The organism is Kitasatospora sp. NPDC001119, assembly GCF_053598475.1.
This window is the reverse complement of the sequence record NZ_JBSFKI010000004.1, coordinates 135,211-154,791: the sequence shown is the minus strand read 5'-3', so window position 1 is coordinate 154,791 and position 19,581 is coordinate 135,211. Positions and strand designations below refer to the sequence as shown.

Annotated in this window: 15 protein-coding genes; 14 read left to right on the top strand and 1 reads right to left on the bottom strand. The window is 74.7% G+C overall.

Going from position 1 to position 19,581, the window contains the following annotated elements:
- Window positions 1–9 precede the first annotated feature (9 nt).
- Window positions 10–618, top strand: coding sequence for an SMI1/KNR4 family protein (locus ACWDD9_RS06740; protein ID WP_375873107.1), 609 nt, complete (start codon window positions 10–12; stop codon window positions 616–618).
- A gap of 148 nt (window positions 619–766) precedes the next feature.
- Here the strand turns inward: ACWDD9_RS06740 and ACWDD9_RS06735 are convergent, their stop codons facing one another.
- A complete protein-coding gene (locus ACWDD9_RS06735) occupies window positions 767–1,702 on the bottom strand; it encodes an alpha/beta hydrolase (RefSeq protein WP_449810982.1) in 936 nt (311 codons plus the stop codon).
- 70 nt (window positions 1,703–1,772) lie between these two features.
- On the opposite strand from ACWDD9_RS06735, the gene ACWDD9_RS06730 reads away from it, so the two are divergent.
- From ACWDD9_RS06730 to ACWDD9_RS06670, 13 genes are all read left to right on the top strand, one after another.
- Entirely contained in the window at window positions 1,773–2,249 is a 477-nt protein-coding gene (locus tag ACWDD9_RS06730) for a MarR family winged helix-turn-helix transcriptional regulator (protein WP_049649797.1), read from the top strand.
- A gap of 65 nt (window positions 2,250–2,314) precedes the next feature.
- On the top strand, window positions 2,315–2,845 hold the full coding sequence (locus ACWDD9_RS06725; protein ID WP_375873109.1) for a GNAT family N-acetyltransferase: 531 nt from the start codon (window positions 2,315–2,317) through the stop codon (window positions 2,843–2,845).
- A gap of 44 nt (window positions 2,846–2,889) precedes the next feature.
- The gene (locus ACWDD9_RS06720; protein WP_449810981.1) at window positions 2,890–4,581 is read left to right on the top strand and encodes a DUF885 domain-containing protein; all 1,692 of its coding nucleotides are present in this window, start codon (window positions 2,890–2,892) and stop codon (window positions 4,579–4,581) included.
- A gap of 208 nt (window positions 4,582–4,789) precedes the next feature.
- Complete coding sequence (locus ACWDD9_RS06715; RefSeq protein WP_449810980.1) at window positions 4,790–6,391, top strand: IS1182 family transposase; 1,602 nt, start codon at window positions 4,790–4,792, stop codon at window positions 6,389–6,391.
- Between the two features lie 183 nt (window positions 6,392–6,574).
- A complete protein-coding gene (locus tag ACWDD9_RS06710) occupies window positions 6,575–9,835 on the top strand; it encodes a hypothetical protein (RefSeq protein ID WP_449811065.1) in 3,261 nt (1,086 codons plus the stop codon).
- Complete coding sequence (locus ACWDD9_RS06705; RefSeq protein ID WP_117485899.1) at window positions 9,832–10,542, top strand: DUF4255 domain-containing protein; 711 nt, start codon at window positions 9,832–9,834, stop codon at window positions 10,540–10,542. Before ACWDD9_RS06710 ends, ACWDD9_RS06705 begins: the two co-directional genes overlap by 4 nt.
- A complete protein-coding gene (locus tag ACWDD9_RS06700) occupies window positions 10,539–12,653 on the top strand; it encodes an ATP-binding protein (protein WP_449810979.1) in 2,115 nt (704 codons plus the stop codon). Before ACWDD9_RS06705 ends, ACWDD9_RS06700 begins: the two co-directional genes overlap by 4 nt.
- 199 nt (window positions 12,654–12,852) lie before the next feature.
- A complete protein-coding gene (locus tag ACWDD9_RS06695) occupies window positions 12,853–14,385 on the top strand; it encodes a phage tail sheath family protein (protein ID WP_380739038.1) in 1,533 nt (510 codons plus the stop codon).
- A gap of 83 nt (window positions 14,386–14,468) precedes the next feature.
- Window positions 14,469–14,909, top strand: a complete 441-nt coding sequence (locus ACWDD9_RS06690; protein WP_049660364.1) for a phage tail protein — start codon at window positions 14,469–14,471, stop codon at window positions 14,907–14,909.
- The gene (locus ACWDD9_RS06685; protein WP_449810978.1) at window positions 14,906–15,391 is read left to right on the top strand and encodes a hypothetical protein; all 486 of its coding nucleotides are present in this window, start codon (window positions 14,906–14,908) and stop codon (window positions 15,389–15,391) included. The genes ACWDD9_RS06690 and ACWDD9_RS06685 overlap by 4 nt, the downstream gene beginning before the upstream one ends.
- Complete coding sequence (locus ACWDD9_RS06680) at window positions 15,388–15,546, top strand: DUF6760 family protein (protein ID WP_181970396.1); 159 nt, start codon at window positions 15,388–15,390, stop codon at window positions 15,544–15,546. The genes ACWDD9_RS06685 and ACWDD9_RS06680 overlap by 4 nt, the downstream gene beginning before the upstream one ends.
- A gap of 2,885 nt (window positions 15,547–18,431) precedes the next feature.
- Complete coding sequence (locus ACWDD9_RS06675; protein WP_449810977.1) at window positions 18,432–19,037, top strand: hypothetical protein; 606 nt, start codon at window positions 18,432–18,434, stop codon at window positions 19,035–19,037.
- A gap of 103 nt (window positions 19,038–19,140) precedes the next feature.
- Window positions 19,141–19,566: a phage tail protein gene (locus tag ACWDD9_RS06670; RefSeq protein WP_049657629.1), complete on the top strand. Its 426-nt coding sequence runs from the start codon at window positions 19,141–19,143 to the stop codon at window positions 19,564–19,566.
- Window positions 19,567–19,581 lie beyond the last annotated feature (15 nt).

Genomic DNA, 19,581 nt, shown 5'->3' with positions numbered 1-19,581 from the left:
AGAGTTCACATGGACTCCCGGATCGCCCGTATCCGACGCAAGCTCGCCAAGGTGCCCTATGCCGCGCTGCGAAGCTACTCCTTCGGTGAAGAGAAGCACGGGTTCCGCCTCAAACCCCCGTTGCCGGACGCGAAGGTCGCCGAGTTCGAGGCCGACCGCCACATCGAACTGCCCGACCCCTACCGCAGCTTCCTGACCATGCTGGGCGGGGGCGGGGCATCGCCTTTCTATGGCCTGCTGCCTTTGCAGTCATGTCGGCTCTTCACGATGGACCCCCACGGGGAGCCCGGCCGCCCCCGGGGGTTCACGTTCGCCGGTGGCCCATCTCACCGAAGTGACCTGTTCCTGCACATCATCGAGGCGGGGTGCTCCGACCTGGTGCTTCTCGGCATCACGGGTCCCCTGGCGGGCCGCGTCGTCACCGGAAACGCTGACGGCTTCTGGGGCCCCAATGTCTCGTCGGCCACGGACTTCCTGGCCTGGTACGAACGCTGGCTCGACCACATGCTCGCCGGGCGCGACAACCGCAACCTGGAACTGACCTCACCCGCCCTGAGGGCGCCGGTCGACCGCATCGAGAGGCGGCACCGCGATCGCGAGGATCTGTCACAACTGTGAGAATCCGAAGCTGCGCCATCCGGCTGAGACCGGGGACGGAGTCACAGGTCGCATGGTTGCCCGTATGACACGGAGGCCGAGAACCTTCACAACCATGACGGCCGGGCCGGGCCGGGTCGCGACCGTACGGACCGGAGGGCTCCGAGCTCTACCGGGCCGACTCGGCCGCAGCGTCGGGGCCGTGAACGTGCTGTGCAAGGAAGAGGGCCGCGCGGTCCAGTGCCCGGTCGGCCTCGTCGAGCACGCCGGCGAAGGACTGGAACACGTGGGGTACGTCGGCGGTGATGTCGAGGACCACGTCCACTCCGGCCGCGCGGGCGCGGGCGGCGATGCGGGTGGAGTCGTCCAGGAGCAGTTCGTTGGTGCCCGCCTGGAGGAGCATCGGCGGGAAGCCCGTCAGGTCGGCGAGGACGGCGGGGCTGAGTAGGGGCTGGTGCGGGTCGGCTCCCGCCAGGTACATGGCCCCGGTGTGTTCCAGGTTCTCGCGGGTGAAGATCGGGTCGACGTCCGCCTTGGTGTCCATGCTCTCGCCCGTCCGGGTGGCGTCGAGGCCGGGGGAGAAGGCCACGATCGCGGCGGGCAGCGGGAGGCCGGCGTCGCGGGCGGCGAGGCAGGTGGTGACGCTGAGGCCGCCGCCGGCGGAGTCCCCGGCGAACGCGATGCTTGCCGGGTCCTCGCCGCTGTCGAGGAGGGCGCGGTAGGCGCCCAGCGCGTCCTCGATCGCGGCCGGGAACGGGTGCTCGGGGGCGAGTCGGTAGTCCAGCGAGTACGCCCTGAACCCGGTCCTGGCCACGAGGTTCCCCGTCAGCGACATCGCCGTCTCGGGGGAGCCGAACACCCAGCCGCCGCCGTGGAAGTACAGGATCGTCCCGGTGCGTGTCCCCTCGCCCAGCTCGTCGCCCGGCTCGACGTACAGGGCCGACCGGTCGCCGAGCGTCGTCCGCGTGGTGCGAAGGCCGTCCGGGACGATCATCCGGGCCATCAGCGCTTCGAATCCGACCCGGATCTCCTCGACCGACCGGGGGCCGTCGGGCCGGGGCTGCCGCAGCATCGCGTCGACCTGTGCGCGCTGTTCCTTGCTCATGATGGCTGCTCCTGTCGCAAGTGGCTTCTTCGGCACTATATGCCGAGGCATCTAACGTAGACTATATGCCATGGCATCTAAAGTGACCGGCGAGACGGTCGACCTCCCGAGCTTCTTCGCCGACCTCGTCCGATGCGAGACGCGCCTGTACAACGCCCTCAACGACCGTCTCCGCGAGCGGCACGGGATCGTCACGTCCCAGTTCGAGTTCCTGCGCCACCTCCGCGACCATCCCCGGGCGCGGGTGGCGGACCTGGCGGCCGAGTTCGCCGTCGGCATCGGGTCCACCAGCAAGGGCGTCGACCGCCTGGAGCGGCAGGGCTGGGTCGCCCGCGTGCCGAACCCCTCGGACCGCCGGTCGTCACTGCTGGAACTGACCGACGACGGCCGGGAGTTGGTCGACGCGGCGGAAGGGACCTTCACCGAGCGCCTGGCCGAGCTGACCGCGGACGCGCTCAAGACGTCCCCCGTGGCGGCCGCCGCACAGGCCCTCGCGGAGCTGCGTTCCGCCCTGGAGCGCGACCAGATCGGCATGCCCACGGGCTGACGCGCTCCATGGCCGGTCCGGATACTCACTGGCCGCCGCTTGCCGACAGTGGTCATACTGCCGCGATGGATCCAGTGACGCTTGAGACCGACCGTCTGCTGCTCCGGGCCTTCACGCCCGCCGACGTGGACGCGGTGTACGAGGCCTGCCAGGACAAGGACATCCAGTTCTTCACCCCGGTGCCGGTGCCCTACCGGCGTGCGGACGCGGAGCACCTGGTCGGCGAGCGGCTGCCCGCCCAGTGGGCGGAGGACAAGGACTACACCCTCGGCGCGTTCCGCAAGGACACCGGAGCCCTGGTCGGCCTGTACGGCCTGAGCCTCAGGCGGCGCGGCGTTTGGGAGCTCGGCTACTGGGCGGTCAAGGAGCAGCGCGGGCGCGGGTACTCGGTGGAGGCCGCCCGGGCCCTGTGCGACTGGGGCTGGGCCACGATCGACGTGCACCGCATCGAGTGGTGGGCCATGGTCGGGAACACCGGCTCGCGTGCCGTCGCCGAGAAGCTCGGCTTCACCGTCGAGGGGACCCTGCGCAACCGTGACTACGCCAACGACGGCCAGCCGCACGACTGGTGGGTGGGCGGACTGCTGAGGCCCTGACACCCGGGCGGCGGTGTGCTCTGACGGTGCGCCAGGATGGCCGCATGGCAGATGAAAAGATCACCCCGCGCACCATCGCCGACCACCACCTCGACCAGGTGGCCGCACACGACCCGCTGGAGGCCGCCTGGTTGGGCCTGCACCCCGGCGACGAACGGCAGCCGGACCTCTCCCCGGAAGGGTTCGAGGCACTCGCCGACATCGCCCGGCGCACCCTCCGTACGCTCGACACCGCACCCGCCACCGAGGACCCCGCCGACCGGGCCTGCGCCCGGCTGCTGCGGGAGCGCCTCACCGCCGAACTCGCCCTGCACGACGCGGGCGAGAACTTCCGCCAGCTGCGCAACATCGGCGCGCACGTGCACCACGTGCGGGAGATCTTCACCTACATGCCGACCGTCACCGACGACGACTGGGCGGCTGTGGCCGGGCGGCTGCGCAACGTGCCCGCCGCGCTCGACGGCTACCGGGCGACGCTCACCGAGGGGATGGCCCGGGGCCTGTTCGCCGCGCCCCGCCAGGCGGCGGTGGTGATCGACCAGCTCACCGCCTGGACCGGTGAGGCCACCGACCAGCGGGCGGGCACCGGCGCCGGGTGGTTCGCCGACTTCGTCGCCCCCGGCCCCGACCGGCTGCGCGGCGACCTGGACGCGGCCGCCGGCCAGGCCACCGCCGCCGTCGCCGAGTTCCGCAGCTGGCTGCGCGACAGCTACGCCCCCGCCACCGCCGACACCCCGGACGCCGTCGGCCGGGACCGCTACCGGCTCGCCGTGCGCCACCACACCGGCGCCGACGTCGACCTGGACGAGGCCTACGCCTGGGCCTGGAGCGAGTTCCACCGGACGGCCGCCGAGATGCGGGCCGAGGCGGGGCGCGTGCTGCCCGGGGCGGGCGCCCTCGACGCGATGGACCACCTGGAGCGGCACGGCCACCGGGTCGCGGGCGAGGAGGGGATCCGCGACTGGCTTCAGCAGATCATGGACGGGGCGATCGAGGCCCTCGACGGCACCCACTTCGACATCTCCGGACCGGTGCGGAAGGTGGAGTCCCGGATCGCCCCCGCCGGGAGCGCCGCGGCACCGTACTACTCCGGCCCCAGCCTGGACTTCAGCCGGCCCGGCCGCACCTACCTGCCCACGCTCGGCCGGGACGCGTTCCCGACCTGGCAGCTCGTCAGCATCTGGTACCACGAGGGCGTCCCCGGCCACCACCTGCAGCTCGCCCAGTGGGTCGCCGTCGCCGACCGGCTGAGCCGCTACCAGAGCACGCTGGGCATGGTCAGCGCCAACGTCGAGGGCTGGGCCCTGTACGCCGAGCGCCTCATGGACGACCTGGGCTTCCTCACCGACCCCGCCCACCGCCTCGGCTTCCTCGACGAGCAGATGCTGCGCACCATCCGGGTGATCATCGACATCGGCATGCACCTGGGCCTGCCGATCCCCGCCGACTCGGGCTTCCACCCCGGCGAGCGCTGGACCCCGGAGCTCGCCACCGAGTTCATGGCCACCTACAACGGCAGCCCCGCCGACATGCGCGGCAGCGAGATCGCCCGCTACCTCGGCTGGCCCGGGCAGGCCATCGGCTACAAGCTCGGCGAGCGCGCCTGGCTGGAGGGGCGGGAAGCCGCCCGCCGCCGGCAGGGCGCGGCCTTCGACCTCAAGGCCTGGCACATGAAGGCGCTGTCGCTGGGCTCGCTCGGCCTCGACGACCTGGTCGACCACCTCGCCGCACTGTAGGCCGGCGGCGGAGGCCCGCACGGGAAGTCGGCCCGGCGACTCTGCTGGCGAAGTCGGTTGGGTTGGGCGTGGGACAGTAAGTGTCTGTCGGTCGGGGCGGGTTGGCTGTCTGTGGGGGTGGGTCGTGTTGCGTCCTGGTGGGGTGTCGGGGATTCCGGTGGAGACGGTGGCGCTGGCTCGCCGGGTTCATCCGCGGGGGACGGACGAGATGCGCGTTCGGGACGCGCTGGGTCCGTTGTTCACGGACGAGGACTTCACCACGGGTGAGTTCGAGGAGATGTACGCGGACCTGGGGCGGCCCGGGATCTCGCCGGCCCTGCTGGCGATGGTCACGGTCCTGCAGTTCCTGCACAACCTCTCCGACCGGGACGCCGCGGTGGCGGTGGCGGACCGGATCTCCTGGAAGTACGCGCTGGGGCTGGAGCTGGAGTACACGGGCTTCGACGCGAGTGTGCTGTGCGAGTTCCGGGCCCGCCTGGTGGCGGGCGACCGGGCGGACGCGCTGCTGACCGTGATGCTGGAGCGCCTCAAGAGCGCCGGCCTGGTGCGCTCGGGCGGGCGTCAGCGCACCGATTCCACCCACGTCCTGGCCTGCGTGCGGACCCTGAACCGGATCGAGTGCCTGGGCGAGGCCCTGCGGATGGCCCTGGAGGAGATCGCCCGCACCAGCCCCGGCTTCATCGTGCCGCTGCTCAAAGAGGGCTGGGACGAGCGCTACGGCCGCAAGGTCGAGACCGGCAGGCTCCTGCGCCGCAAGAACTCCTCCGCGACCAGGCTCGCCGAGCAGATCGGCGCCGACGGCCGGAGCCTGATCGCGGCCATCGACACCGACCCCGACGCCGCGTGGATGAACGGCCTCCCGCAGGTCAAAATCCTGCGCGAGCTGTGGGGCCAGCACTTCGAGGCCACCGCCACCGGCCGACTGCGCTACCGGGACACCAAGGAACTGCCGCCCTCCGCACAGCGCGTGCGCTCGCCCCACGATCCCGATGCCCGCTACAGCACCAAAGGCCGGCCCGGAGCGGACAGTGTGGAGTGGACCGGTTCCAAGTCCCACCTGACCGAGTCCTGCGACGAGGACTTACCAAGCCTGGTCACCGACGTCCACACCACCCCCGCCACCGAACCCGACGTCACGGCCGTCACCCCCGTCCAGGACAGACTCACCGCCCGGGACCTGAAACCCGGCGAGCACCTGACCGACTCCGGCTACCCCAGCGGCCCGAACATCGGCGCCTCACTCGAGCGCGGCATCACCCTCATCGCCCCCGTCACCGTCCGGACCGGCCGAGGCGCCCACGACGGCACCTTCACCCCCAAGGACTTCCACGTCGACTGGCACAGCGGCGTAACCCACTGCCCCGCCGGAGCCACCAGCATCTCCATGCGGCCCAAGAAGAACGGCCTGATCCGCGTCGCCTTCTCCCGCGCCGACTGCCGCCCCTGCCCCATCCGCGCCCAGTGCACCACCGCCGCTCCGCACCTCGGCCGCAGCCTGGAGATCCACCCCGAACCCATCCACACCGCCAGGATGCGGATGCAGGCCGAACAGGACACGCCCCGATGGCGCGAGGCCTACCGGGCCCGCGCCGGCATCGAAGCGACGATCTCACAAGCGGTCCGAGGCCCCGGCCTGCGACGATCCCGCTACCGAGGCCTCGCCAAAACCCACCTCCAGAACGTCCTCACCGGCATGGCGATCAACATCCGCCGACTCGGCACCCACTTCGACACCACCACCAAGCCAGACCGCCGCCCCACCCGCATCCACACACTCTGCACCCAACACGACATCCCAACGGCGGCCTGACCTAGATCAAATACTTCGCCAGCAGAGTCGCCCGGCCGACTTCCCGTGCACGGCGCCGGCGGTCTGCCCTTTGGGGACAGGAGGTGCTTCCCCCGCCGAGGGTGCCCGGGCTCTGTCCCCGGGCGCCCGGGCCCGGGAGACTGCGGGGGAGACCGCCCCTGCAACCTGTGAGGTCGAGCCGTGATCGGCGCCACCGCCACTCCCCGCTCCGCCCGGCGGCCGGCCCGGGCCGCCCTCGCGGCGCTGCTCGCGCTCGCGACGGCCCTGGTGACCCTGGCCGGCGCCGCCCCCGGCGGGCAGGGCGCCGCCGCGGCCCCGGCGGCCGCGGTCGACCCGGCGGCCGGGCGGATCGTCTTCGCCGGCACCGACCACCGCGGCCTCGGCCGGGTGACCGGCATGACGGACAGCACCCCGCTGTTCGGGCCCGGCCCGATCCACTTCGACCGGGACCCGTCCGCCCGCGGCGGCGAACTCGTCTTCACCAGCCTGCGGGACGGCCCGCTGCCCCAGGTGTACCTGCGCGACGCGGCCGGCGCGGTGCACAGGCTCACCACCGGCATGGACACCGCCCACCCCGCCCTCGCCCCCGACGGCAAGGGCGTCGTCTTCGAGGCCCTGGAGCCCCGGCCCGGCGACGGCGGCACCCGGCACGTCCTGTGGGCCGTCAACCGGGACGGCAGCGGCCTGCGCCGGATCACCGAGGGCGCGGCCGACGAGACCCACCCGACGGTCTCGCCCGACGGCAAGTGGATCGCGTACTCCTGCGACGGCGAACCGTCGCACCGTCAGATCTACCTGCGGCCGTTCGAGGGCGGCGCGCCCGTCAAGGTCACCAGCGTGACCAGCGGGGACGCGGTCGACCCGGCCTGGAACCCGGTGAACGACGACGCCCACCGCAACGAGATCGTCTACACCCGGGACGAGGGCGCCCAGGGCCGCACCCTGGTCCTCACCTCGCCCACCGGCGGCGAGAAGGCCTTCTTCCCCGGCACCGGCTCCACCTGGAAGACCGGCTCGGCCGGCTGGCTGGCCGACGGCAGCGGGGTGCTCTTCCTCAGCGCCGACCTGCTCGACCCCAACGACCCGACCCCGCAGCCCGACCCGTCCCGGCCGCCGGTGGTGAACCTCTACCGGGCGCTGACCTGCAACTGCGAAGCGCCGAAGGTGCTCTACCGCGCCAACCGGCTGATCGCCACACCGACCTGGCTGGGCACCCAGACCGAGGGCGGCCCCGTCGTCGAGCAGACCAGCGCCTCCGGCGCCAACGTCGCCGACGTCGAGGACGTCCTCCCCGACGGCTCCGACCCGCGCGACCTCGGCATCAGCGTGCTCCGCGAGGACCCGGCCGCCGCCGACAACACCAGCACCGACCCGGGCGCCGACCCGCTGTTCCACCCCCGCCCCGGCTTCGACCCCTGGTACGAGCGCCAGACCTACACGCCCGACGGCCGCCGGATCGTGGTCACCCGCTACGAGGACGGCCCGGCCGGACGGATCCAGCGGATCTGGACCGCCGACGGCGACGGCGCCGACCCGCAGCCGATGAACCTCGCCGGACGCGGCCCGAACGACCGCGACACCGACCCGTCGATCTCCCCGGACGGCCGGCTGATCGTGTTCAGCCGCAGCGCCCCGGCCACCGGCCAGGACCCGGCCCGGCCCGGGCGGGTGCTGATCGCCGAGGTCGCCACCGGGAAGATCATCGGCACCGTCCAGCCGCCGGCCGGCCAGCAGGGCGCCTCCGACGGCCAGCCGTTCTGGTCCCCCGACGGCAAGCTGATCGCCTTCTCCCGGACGGCGGTGGTCAACGGGAACGCCGGCAACCTGCACGTCTGGACCGTCACCGCCGACGACCTCACCCGGCAGACCGACCTCAGCCGGACGGCCTGCCCGGGCAACTGCGACGTCATCGACGACAGCCCCGCCTTCGCCCCCGACGGCCGCCGCATCGCCTTCAACCGCAAGGCCGGTGACGGCGGGAACAACCAGCAGGACGGCGTCGTCGTCACCTCGCCGACCGGCGAGGGCTGCACGGTGGTCGTGCCCACCGGGCTCGGCCAGGGCGCCTGCACCCGGCCGCTGCCCGACCGCCCCACCACCGGGCCCTTCCAGCCCCGCGACGTCGCCTGGACGGCGAACAGCGCGCAGCTGGTCCTGACCTCCCGCCGCGCCGCGCCGCCGAGCTCACCGGAGGGGCTCAAGGTCTACGACTTCGCCACCGCCAAGCTCACCGAGCTCGACTGGCGGCTGCCGGGCCGCCAGAAGGAGCCGGCCGTCCAGCAGTCCGTCGACCTGGCGGTCAGCGTGCCCGAGCGGACCCCGGCCGTCCCCGTCGACGGCAGTACCGAGGTGACCGTCACCGTCACCAACAAGGGCCCCGCGCCCTCACCCGGCACCGCCCTCACCGTCTCGGTGCCGACCGGCGCCCGGCTCGACAAGCTGACCACCCCGACCGGGACGTGCGACGCGGCCGCCCTGCGCTGCGAACTCGGCACCCTGACCCCGCGCCAGGTGGTCCGGATCAAGGCCACCCTGGTCGGCACCCGGCCCGGCGTCCCGGACTTCGGCTGGACCGTCACCGGGACGGTCGTCGACCCGTACCCCGACGACGACTCCGCCCGGACCTTCCTGCCGGTGCTGGAACCGTCGACCCCCTCGCCGAGCCCGAGCCCGACCCCCTCGCCGACCGCGACGCCCACCCCGACACCCACACCGACCCCGACGCCCACGCCCACCCCGACCGTGACGCCCAGCCCCGCACCGCCGCCGCCCCCGGCGCCCGCTCCGGCACCGCCGCCGCAGGCCGGTCCCGACATCACCGTCGGCGCCCAGCCCAACCCCGGCTACGTCGGCGGCCGCGTGACCGTCAGCTACACCGTGCGCAACACCGGCCAGGCCCGCGCCACCGGACTGCGCCTCACCCTCGGCCTGCCCGCCGGCGTGCCCACCGGGGCCCTGCCCCCCGGCTGCCGCAACGGCACCTGCACGGTGAGCGACCTGGCCCCGGGCCGCAGCGCGGTCGTCCGGGTGGTGCTCTCACCCGTTGCGGCGCTGGACACCACCATCACCGCCGAGCTCACCACCACCGGCACCGACGCCACCCCCGGACCGCACCGGGCCGGCACCCCGCTGCGCATCCTCCAGCCCCGCATCGTCGCGGTACCGCCGATCGGCAAGCCCGGCTTCGTCACCTCGGTGCGCGGCGTGGACTTCCCGCCCGGCGCACCCGTCCGGTTCACCTGGCAGCCCGGCATCACCGCCGCGGCCGCCCCCACCCGCCCGAAGGGCGACGGGACCTTCGCCGGCCAGCTGCTCATCCTCCCCAAGGACGAGACCGGGCCGCGCACCATCACCGCCGAAGGCCCCGGATTCTCCCCGGTGACCTGCCCCTTCCTCGTCGTCGAGGGCAGCATCGGCCCGCCCGGGGAGGTGGAGCGCCGGTGATCCACGAGGTCGACGAGGCACTGCGGCAGCTGCTCGCCGAGACCGGGCTGCCCGAACGCGGCATCGAAGTCGTCTTCGACGCCCCCACCCGGGACTTCGCCGCCCGGCGCAACGCCCCCACCGTCAGCGTCTTCCTGTACGGGCTCCGCGAGGACACCGGCCGCCGACAGGCCGGCACCGTCGCGGAGCACGACGCGGACGGCCTGGTGACCGGCCACCGCCCCGCGCCCCGCTGGTTCGAACTGGCCTACCTGGTCACCGCCTGGACCAACCGGCCGCAGGACGAGCACCGGCTGCTCGCCGAGGTGTTGCAGTGCCTGACCGCCACCGACACGCTGCCCGCCCGGCTGCTCACCGGCACGCTCGCCGAGCTCGGACTGACCGTCGGACTGGACATCGCAGGGCGCGACACCGGCCTGCCGTCGGTGTCCGACGTCTGGTCCTCGCTCGGCGGGGAGCTGCGGCCCTCCGTCGACCTGCGGGTGCTCGCCCCGCTGCCCGGCGGACGCACCCCGGCCGGACCGCCCGTCACCGAGGGGCTGGTGCTGCGCGCCGGCGACACCACCCCGGCGGGCCCGCCGCCCGCCGACGGCCCGGGCCGCCGACTGCGCTACCAGGACGCCACCGACCCCGGTCCTGACGGCTTCGCCGCGCCCCGGGACCGCGAGCTGCCGCCCGGCCGCCGGCCGAGGGGCAGGGCGCGATGAGCGTGGACCTGGACGAGGGGCAGGACGCTGTGAGTGTCGACCTGGACGAGGCGGTCGACGGTGCGCCGCCCGGCCACGACCCCCTCTGGGAGCGGCTGCACCGGGTCGAGCAGCGGGTCCGCGCCGCGGTGCGCGAACGCCGCGCCGACGACCCGGACCCGGACGACCCGTACCGCGGCCAGTACCTCGGCCCGGAGGCGGTGGAGCGCATCCTGGCGGCCTCCGCCACCGTGCACCGCGCCGCCGCGGACCCCGGCGACGGGCCCGCGCCGCCGCCCGGCTCCCGGCTCGGGCGGCTCACCGCCGCCTTCGGGCTGCTCCCGGTGGACCTCGACCTGCTGCTGGTGGCGCTCGCCCCCGACCTCGACTCCCGTTTCGAACAGCTCTACGGCTACCTCAACGACGACCTGACCCGCCGCCGGGCGACCATCGGCCTGGCCCTCGACCTGTGCGGACTGCCCGGCGCCGGCGCCGGCCGCTTCCGGTTCTCCGCCCGGGCCCCGCTGGTCGCCGGCGGCCTGCTGGAGATCACCGAGCCGGACCACCCGCTGCTCTCCCGCACCCTGCGCGTCCCCGATCGGGTGACGGCCCACCTGCTCGGCGACGACGAGCCGGACGGCGCGCTCGCCGGGCTCGCCCACCGCGCCGGTCCCGGGCCCCGCCTCCAACGGCCGGACGAGCGGCTGCGCGCGCTGGCCGCCGACGGCGGACTGGTGCACCTGCTGGACCGGGGCGGGCACGCCGGCCCGCTCGCGGTGGCCGCCCTCGCGGCCGACGGCCCGCCGCCGCTGGTGGTCGACGCCGCCGCGCTCGCCGCCCGCCGGCCGGAGGGCACCGTCCGGGTGCTCGCCCGCGAGGCGCGGCTGGGCGGGGGCGGCGTGGTGCTCGGACCGCTGGACCACCTCGAACCCGAACGGCCCGAGCGGGCCGCGCTGTTGCGCGAGCTCTGCGCGGAACTCGACGGCGTCCCGCTGGTCGTGCACGGCCCCCAGGTCTGGGACCCGGCCTGGGCGGCGCGGAGCCCGGTGGTGGTCACCGTCCCGCCGCCGGAGGAGCGCGACCGCGCCGGGCAGTGGGCCCACGCCCTGGGCGGGGAGCCGGGCGGCGAGCTGAGCGGGGAACTGGCCGAGGCCGTCGCCGCGTACCGGCTGGACCAGGAGCAGGTGGCGCGCGCGGCCTCGGTGGCGGCCCGGACGGCGGCCGCCGAACACCGCCCGGTGCGGGCCGAGGACCTGCGGACGGCGGTGCGGGCGCAGAACGGCGCGGGCCTGGCCCGGCTCGCCCGCCGGATCGAACCCGCGGTCGGCTGGTCCGACCTGGTGCTGCCCGCCCCCACCGCGGGCCGGCTGCGCGAACTCGTGCTGCGGGCCCGGCACCGCGACCAGGTGCTCGGGAGCTGGCGGATGCGCCCGGGCGGCGGCCGGGGCAACGGGGTGGTCGCCCTGTTCGCCGGGGAGTCCGGCACCGGCAAGACGATGTCCGCCGAGGTGGTCGCCGCCGAACTCGGCATGGAGCTGTACGTGGTGGACCTCGCCACCGTGGTGGACAAGTACATCGGCGAGACCGAGAAGAACCTGGAACGCATCTTCACCGAGGCCGCGCAGGTCAACGGCGTCCTGCTGTTCGACGAGGCGGACGCGCTGTTCGGCAAGCGCTCGGAGGTCAAGGACGCCCGCGACCGGCACGCCAACGTGGAGACGGCCTACCTGCTCCAGCGGATGGAGTCCTTCGACGGGATCGCGGTGCTGACGTCCAACCTGCGGGCCAACCTCGACGAGGCGTTCACCCGCCGGCTGGACGTCATCGCGGAGTTCCCGCTCCCGGACGAGGCGCAGCGGCGCCGGCTCTGGGACCGCTGCCTGGGACCGCTGGTGCCCCGCGGCGACGACCTCGACCTGGACTACTGCGCCCGGAACTTCGAGCTCACCGGCGGCTCCATCCGGGCCTGCGCCGTCTCCGCGGCCTACCTGGCCGCCGGGACGGGCGCCCCGCTGGGCATGGCGCAGCTGGTCTCCGCGGTGGTCGGCGAGTACCGCAAGCTCGGCCGGCTGGTGCTGGCCAGCGAGTTCGGGCCGTGGCTGGGCGTCCTCGGCGACGCCGGGCACGGCTGAGCACCTCCCGCGTGGCCGGCCGCCACGGCCGAGCACTCCCGGGGCGGCGGAGGCCGGTGGGTACGTACGGCGGTGTCCGCCGGGGGCAGCGGCATTGCCCCCGGTCCGGCACCTGGGGACATGTCCCCGGGTGCCGCCCGGGCAGCAGACTCGGGGGCGAATGACCGGCGAAAATGCAGGGCCAGCCGAAGGAGCGCGTATGCCGTCGTACCTCACCCCGGGCGTGTACGTGGAGGAGGTCCAGTCCGGTGCCCGGCCGATCGAGGGCGTCGGCACGGCCGTCGCCGCGTTCGTCGGCTTCGCCGAGACCGGCCCCTTCCACGAGCCTACACTGGTGACCAACTGGGACCAGTACGTCCAGCGGTTCGGCGGCTTCACCGAGGGCACCTACCTGGCCCACTCGGTGTACGGCTTCTTCGCCAACGGCGGCGGCTCCGCCTACGTCGTGCGGGTCGGCGACCCGGCCCGGCGGACGCCCGGCGCCGCCCCCGCCGTCACCGCGGCCCCGCCCGTCGAGATCGCCGGCTTCCTCTTCTCCGCCCTGCCCGGCGCGGGCGGCGAGGTGTCCGTCGAGGTCGTCGACGCGGAGGGCGAGAACGTCCCCGACGACCGGTTCCGGCTGCTGGTGCGCCGGGGCGCCGAGGTCGTCGAGACGTACGACGTCTCGACCCGCAAGAGCACCAAGGGCTACGTCGTCACCCAGCTGCGCGAGTCGAAGCTGGTCGCCGTCGCCGAACAGCCCGGCACCGCGCCGAGCCGCCCCGAGCGCCGCGGCCACGCCCTGGCCGCCGCGCCCGCGCCGGCCGCGGCCCCGACCGGCCGGCTCGACCCCGCCGAGTACGTCGGCGACGCCGCCGCCCGGACCGGCTTCGGCGGCCTGGAGGCGATCGACGAGATCACCATGGTCGCGGTCCCCGACCTGATGAGCGCCTACCAGCGCGGCGACCTCGACGACGAGGGCCTGCGCACCGTCCAGCTGGCGGTGATGTCGCACTGCGAGCAGATGGGCGACCGGATCGCCGTCCTGGACCCGCCGCCCGGCCTCAACGCCCAGCGGATGCGCACCTGGCGCAACGACGAGGCGGGCTTCGACTCCCGCTACGCCGCGCTCTACTACCCGTGGATCAAGGTGTTCGACCCGGCGAGCGGTCGCAACGTGCTGGTCCCGCCGAGCGGGCACGTCGCCGGGGTGTGGGCCCGCAGCGACGCCGAGCGCGGCGTGCACAAGGCGCCCGCCAACGAGGTCATCCGCGGCGCGGTGGACCTGGAGCTGCGCCTCAGCAAGGGTGAGCAGGACCTGCTGAACCCGATCGGCGTCAACTGCGTCCGGGCGTTCCCCGGACGCGGCATCCGGATCTGGGGCGCGCGCACCCTCTCCTCCGACCCGGCGTGGCGCTACCTGAACGTCCGCCGGCTGTTCAACTACCTGGAGGAGTCCATCCTCCTGGGGACCCAGTGGGTGGTCTTCGAGCCCAACGACGACCGGCTGTGGTCCAGCATCCGCCGGAACATCACCGCGTTCCTCACCGAGGAGTGGCGGCGCGGGGCCCTGTTCGGCCAGACCGCGGCCGAGGCCTTCTACGTCAAGTGCGACCGCGACAACAACCCGCCGGAGTCCATCGACCTCGGCCAGGTGATCTGCGAGATCGGCGTCTCCCCGGTGAAGCCCGCGGAGTTCGTGGTGTTCCGGCTGTCCCAGTTCTCCGACAGCACGAGCCTCGTCAACGAATGACCGGCCGGCTCGGTCGGCACCACCCCTCCGTGCCGCTCCCCGGCACCCTCGGCACCCCTCGCATCGGAAGGTGACACAGACCCATGGCTGAAGGCGATCCGCTCTCCACACACATATTCGGCGTCCAACTCGGCGGCTACAACGTCGAGTCCGTCAAGGAGATCAGCAACCTGACGGTCGAACAGGACGTCGTCGAGTACAAGCAGGTGACCCAAGAGGGCAAACTGATCGTCCGCAAGCAGCCCGGCGCCCGGCTCCCCGGCGAGGTGACCATCACCCGCGGCCTGGACAAGAGCGGCGCGTTCACGGACTGGATCAAGGAGACCCTCAACAACGGGGCGATCAACACCGCGCGGCAGAACCTCACCATCGAGGTCAAGGACACCACCGGTGCCACCCTGCGGCGCATCCAGCTCCTCAACGCCTGGGCCAGCCGCTGGGAGGGCCCGACCCTCAGCGCCGGCGAATCCAGCGCCGCCACCGAGACCGTGACCATCGTGTTCGAGGAGATTTCGGTCGAGTGAGGCGCAAGATCGGCCTGGAGGAGCTGCTGGAACGGGCTCCGGCCCCCCAGAACACCGCGCCGCAGCAGCAGGCCCCGGCGCCAGCGGCGGCGGCGCAGCCCCGGGGGCGGGTGCCGCACACCGAGTTCGAGTTCGAGCTGCCGATCGGCTACGTGGATGACGACGGCACCGTGCACCGGCACGGTGCCATGCGTCTGGCCACCGCCCGTGACGAGCTGATGCCGCAGATCGACCTGCGGGTCAAGGAGAACCCGGCCTACCTCAGCGTGGTGCTGCTCAGCCACGTGATCACCCGGCTCGGCGACCTCACCGACGTGCACGCCGGGATCGTCGAGCGGATGTACGCCACCGACGTGGCCTTCCTCCAGGACCTCTACCAGCGGATCAACAGCGAAGGCCACACGCGCGCCGCGGTGACCTGCCCGCACTGCGACGGCGCCTTCGAGGTCGACCTCGCCGGTGGGCGCCTGGGGGAATCGTGACGTACGCGCCTGCTCGGCTGTACGAGGAGATCGCGTACATCGCCTACCACTTCCACTGGCAGCGGGAGGACATCCTCGACCTGACCCACCGCGAACGCGGGCAGTGGGTCAGGGAGATCGCCCGGCTCAACACCCGCATCAGCGAAGGCGGGTGAGCCGGGTGGGGCTTCGGGACTGGATCGGCCGGCGTCGGGGCGGCACCGACGCCGCTGTCGGCGACGGCGGTGCTGACGGCGCGTCCGGCGGTACGGGCGAGGTCGTTCAGCGGCGCCGGGCGGCCGGGGACGGGGGCTGGCGCGCGGTCGCGCCGCTGGTCCCGACCCTGGCCGGGCCGGGCCACGGCGTCAGCGACGGCCTGAGGTTCCGGTCCCGGCTCAGCGCGTGGCAGGACCCCTCGCTCTGCGGGCCGCTCGGCCACGCGGTCCTCCCGACCGCGCCGGCCGGCATCCTGCGGGCGGTGGCCGGGCCGGGCTCTCCGGCGCCCGTCCGCACGGGCGGGGACGAACTCGTCGTGCCGGTCCTCCCGAGGGAGTCCGGGGCGGAAGAGCCCGTGGAGAGCGGGGAGCCGGCGGCGGCCCGGCCGGCCCGGCCGGTCCAGCGGTCCGTCCGGCTGCGGCGGCTTCCGGTGCGCTCGGGGCCGCGTCCGGCACGTACGGGCGGGGCCTCCGGCGGTGCGCCGGGGCCTGCGGCGACGGCAGCCGGGGCGGCGGAGCACGGTGAGCCGAAGTCCGGTGGAGTGCGGGGGAGTTCACCTCGTCCTGCGGTGTCGGCGAATGATGCCGGGACGCCCGGTGGGTCGGCTCCTGCCGGGGTGACGCCCGCTGCGGGCGCCGCCTCCTCGCGTCCCTACGGGGCCGAGCGTCCGGTCCGTCCGCGTTCCGTCAGCGCACCGTTGACCGTCGCGCGGCGCCCCCGGGCCCTGCCCGTGCGCCCGGTGACGGCCGTCCCGGGGGCGGTCGGCAGGCGGGATGCCGTCGCCGAGCCGTCGAGCCGGGCGACGGACGCGCCGCCGCCACTCGCGGCGGCGACGGCCGAACCCACCGACGGCTCGCGGCCGTCCGCGAACCCCGAGGCTGTCGTACGGACGCCGCCGGGTGCGGGAGCCGCCGCTGTGCCCGAACGGGGCGCGGGGGTGGTCCAGCGCGCCGCCGTGTCGGGTGGTGGCGCGGCCGCCCGCCCGGTCCTCGGCGCACCCCTGACCGCGCTGCCCGCCAGCGCCTCGCCCCTGGCCACCGGCGGCCCCCGGGCCGTTGACGCCCCTTCGGGTGCGCCGGCCATGCCCGTCGTCGCCGCCGACCCGGGGCCCACCGGCTCCGAGGCGGGCGGGACCGACGGCGCCCGGCCGTCCGGCGGCGGGGGCCGTGACGCCGCCACCACTCCTGCCCGCCGTGCCCGTACGGCCTCCGGGTCGGGGAACCCGGCGCCGGTGCGGCCCGACCGTGGGTCCGCCGGGAGCGCATCCGTCCAGCGCGCGCCGTCCGGGACCGGCACGCCCGCACCCTCGTCGTCGCCGACCCCGGGTCGTACCGCGTCGGATCGGTCCGGTCCGGCCTCCGCCCGTAGCGGCCGGACTGTCGAGGGTGCGCCGGTCCAGCGCGCTACGTCCTCGCCGACTCCCGAACGTGCCGCGCCTGCCCAGTCCGGTCCGGTTCCCGCCCACAGGAGCGAGGCCGTCGAGGGCGCGTCCGTCCAGCGTGCGACGTCCTCGCCTGCGCCGTCAGCACCGGCTCCCGGTCGTGCCGCGTCGGCTCAGCCTGACCCGACCTCCACCCGTCGGGGCGGGACCGTCGAGGGCACCACGTCCGCGCCCGCGCCGTCAGCGTCGACCCAATTCGACCCGGCCCCTGCCCGTAGGGGGGGGACCGTCGAGGGCGCGTCCGTCCAGCGTGCGACGTCCGCGCCCGCGCCGTCAGCACCGACCCAGCCCGACCCGGCCCCTGCCCGGACGCGCGGGGGCCTGGGCGCGCCGCTCGACGCGCTGCCGCCGACGGCGGCCGTGGCGGGGGGCGCCGCTCCCTTGCTCGGCGGGCGCCGACCGGTCCAGCGGATCACGCCTCCGGCGGCAGGCCAGGCCGTCCCTGCCGTCACCTCGCCGGTGGCCGGCGAGGGGCTGCCCGTGCAGCGCGCCGTCAGGCAGCCCGGCGACAGCCCGGCGGATCCCAACTCCCCCTCCCAGAGCGGTGATGGCGGACGATCGACGGGCTCGACCAGCCCGGCCGCCGGCTCCCATGGTGCGCACCCGCAGGGGGAACGCAGCCATCGCGGACCGGCCGCCGGACGCCCGGCAGCCTCCGAGGCCCCGCAGGCAACGACGGGCACCCCCGCCGCCTCGCCGTCCGGCGGCGGCCCGGAGCGGCGGCCGGGTACCTCCGCGCAGCCGATCGTCCCCGGCGCCCGGCCCCGCCCTGCGGGCGCCGCGCCCGCAGGTGGCAGCGGCCAGGTGGTTCCCGTGACGGTTCCCGCACGTCCGGCTGCGGGCGGTCTGGGCGTGCAACGCGCCGTCCGACTCATCGGCCAGCGGCGCGGGTTGCTCGGCGATCGTCGGATGACGGTCGCCCTCGCCGCTCCGCCGGCGCCGCCCGCGACCGGCACCTCCGCGCCCACCGGCGCGGGCACGGCGCCCGCCAAGCCCGTGGTCCCGGCCGTCTGGCCCAACGCGCTCGCCTCCCGTACGGACGGCGAAGCGGCGGCCGCGCCGGTTACAGGTGCTCCGCAGCACGCGCGTGCGCAGGCGCGGCGCCCGTCGGGCACCGGGGATGGCAGCGGCGCCACCGCCAGGACGTCGGCCCCACAGGCGGGCCCGGCGCGGTTCAGCACCCCGGCGGCGGCCGGCTCCGATGCGGGGGCGTCGCGCGGGGTCGTGGCTGCCGTGCAACGCGCGTTCTCCCGGCGGTCGTCGGATCGGGCCGCGGAGCACTCGTCAGCGCAGGCAGGCACCGGCCCGACCGCAGCCGGACCCGCGAACCCCTCGTACGCCTTGCCCGACCGACCCCGTGAGGTGGTCCCGAACCCGAGCGCCCCGGCGTTGCAGCGTTCCGCCATGCCGACCTCCGCAGGCCGCCCGAGCCCCGGCGCCCCCGGTACGGCGTCCACGACGGCGGCGGCCGCCGCCCCACGCCCGCCGGTCGTCCGGCTCAGGCCCGTGACGGCCGCGCCGGTCCAGCGCCTTCCGGCGACGTCCCGGCCCCCGCAGCCGTCCCCGGCGCAGCAGCCCGCCGTCCCGGCCGCCACCGGGCCCTCCGGCGCGCCCGCGCTCGTCGTGTCACGGGCCCTGCCCACCGGGCACGCCACCACCGCCACCAGGGCCGCCAACGCCGCAGTCACCCCGCCCGCCCCGCCTTCGCCCGCCACGGCGCGGCTGTTGCAGCGGGTGGCCGAACAGAACGGCCTGACCGGGGTGCCGCTGACCGCCGTACCGGCGCGTACGCCCACCACGGTGCAGCGCGCAGCGCCGTCCCCGGCCGCCTCGACCGCCGCGACCACCCCGGGGAGCGCCCCCGGCGGACCACCCGCCGCGTCGTCCGCCGACCCCGCCGACCTCGACGAACTGGCCCGGCGGCTGGTCGAACCGGTCGGCCGGCTGCTGCGCACCGAGTTGCGCAGGGGCCGGGAGCGCGGCGGCAAGCCGTACGACCTGCGCCGCTGAGCGCGGAGCGGGAAACGCACACCAGAACGACGCACACCAGCCGGACGGCCGCCAGCGGGCCGCGGCGACGTGACCGGAAGCAAGGGAGCAGGGAGCCGAACCGATGACCGACACCATCTTCGCGACCAGTGTGTTCTTCAGCCTGACCATCGGCGGCAACGACCTGGGTGAGTTCACCACCTGCTCGGGACTCGGCGCCCAGGTCGAGATCGAGCAGTACGCGGAGGGCGGCAACAACGGCTTCGCCTGGCAGCTGCCGGGCCGCATCACCTGGACGAACATCACGCTGACCCGGGCGGTCACCGCCGACACGACGAAGATCGCCCGCTGGCTGTCCGAGATCGTCCGCAAGGTCGAGCCGAAGGACGGCGAGATCGTGGCGCTGCGGCCGGACCTGAGCCGGATCGTCGGCTGGCAGGTGCTCGGGATCGTCCCGGTGCGCTGGGAGGGCCCGTCCTTCGACCCGGCCAACTCCCAGGCCGCGATGGAGACCCTGGAGATCGCCCACGCGGGCCTGCGCCCCTTCTGACCCCACCACCCGCCT

Excerpts from the sequence above, each read along its gene's own strand:
- ACWDD9_RS06740 (WP_375873107.1), top strand. The coding sequence starts at position 10 with ATGGACTCCCGGATCGCCCGTATCCGACGCAAGCTCGCCAAGGTGCCC.
- ACWDD9_RS06735 (WP_449810982.1), bottom strand. The coding sequence starts at position 1,702 with ATGAGCAAGGAACAGCGCGCACAGGTCGACGCGATGCTGCGGCAGCCC.
- ACWDD9_RS06730 (WP_049649797.1), top strand. The coding sequence starts at position 1,773 with ATGGCATCTAAAGTGACCGGCGAGACGGTCGACCTCCCGAGCTTCTTC.
- ACWDD9_RS06725 (WP_375873109.1), top strand. The coding sequence starts at position 2,315 with ATGGATCCAGTGACGCTTGAGACCGACCGTCTGCTGCTCCGGGCCTTC.
- ACWDD9_RS06720 (WP_449810981.1), top strand. The coding sequence starts at position 2,890 with ATGGCAGATGAAAAGATCACCCCGCGCACCATCGCCGACCACCACCTC.
- ACWDD9_RS06715 (WP_449810980.1), top strand. The coding sequence starts at position 4,790 with ATGCGCGTTCGGGACGCGCTGGGTCCGTTGTTCACGGACGAGGACTTC.
- ACWDD9_RS06700 (WP_449810979.1), top strand. The coding sequence starts at position 10,539 with ATGAGCGTGGACCTGGACGAGGGGCAGGACGCTGTGAGTGTCGACCTG.
- ACWDD9_RS06695 (WP_380739038.1), top strand. The coding sequence starts at position 12,853 with ATGCCGTCGTACCTCACCCCGGGCGTGTACGTGGAGGAGGTCCAGTCC.
- ACWDD9_RS06690 (WP_049660364.1), top strand. The coding sequence starts at position 14,469 with ATGGCTGAAGGCGATCCGCTCTCCACACACATATTCGGCGTCCAACTC.
- ACWDD9_RS06675 (WP_449810977.1), top strand. The coding sequence starts at position 18,432 with ATGCCGACCTCCGCAGGCCGCCCGAGCCCCGGCGCCCCCGGTACGGCG.
- ACWDD9_RS06670 (WP_049657629.1), top strand. The coding sequence starts at position 19,141 with ATGACCGACACCATCTTCGCGACCAGTGTGTTCTTCAGCCTGACCATC.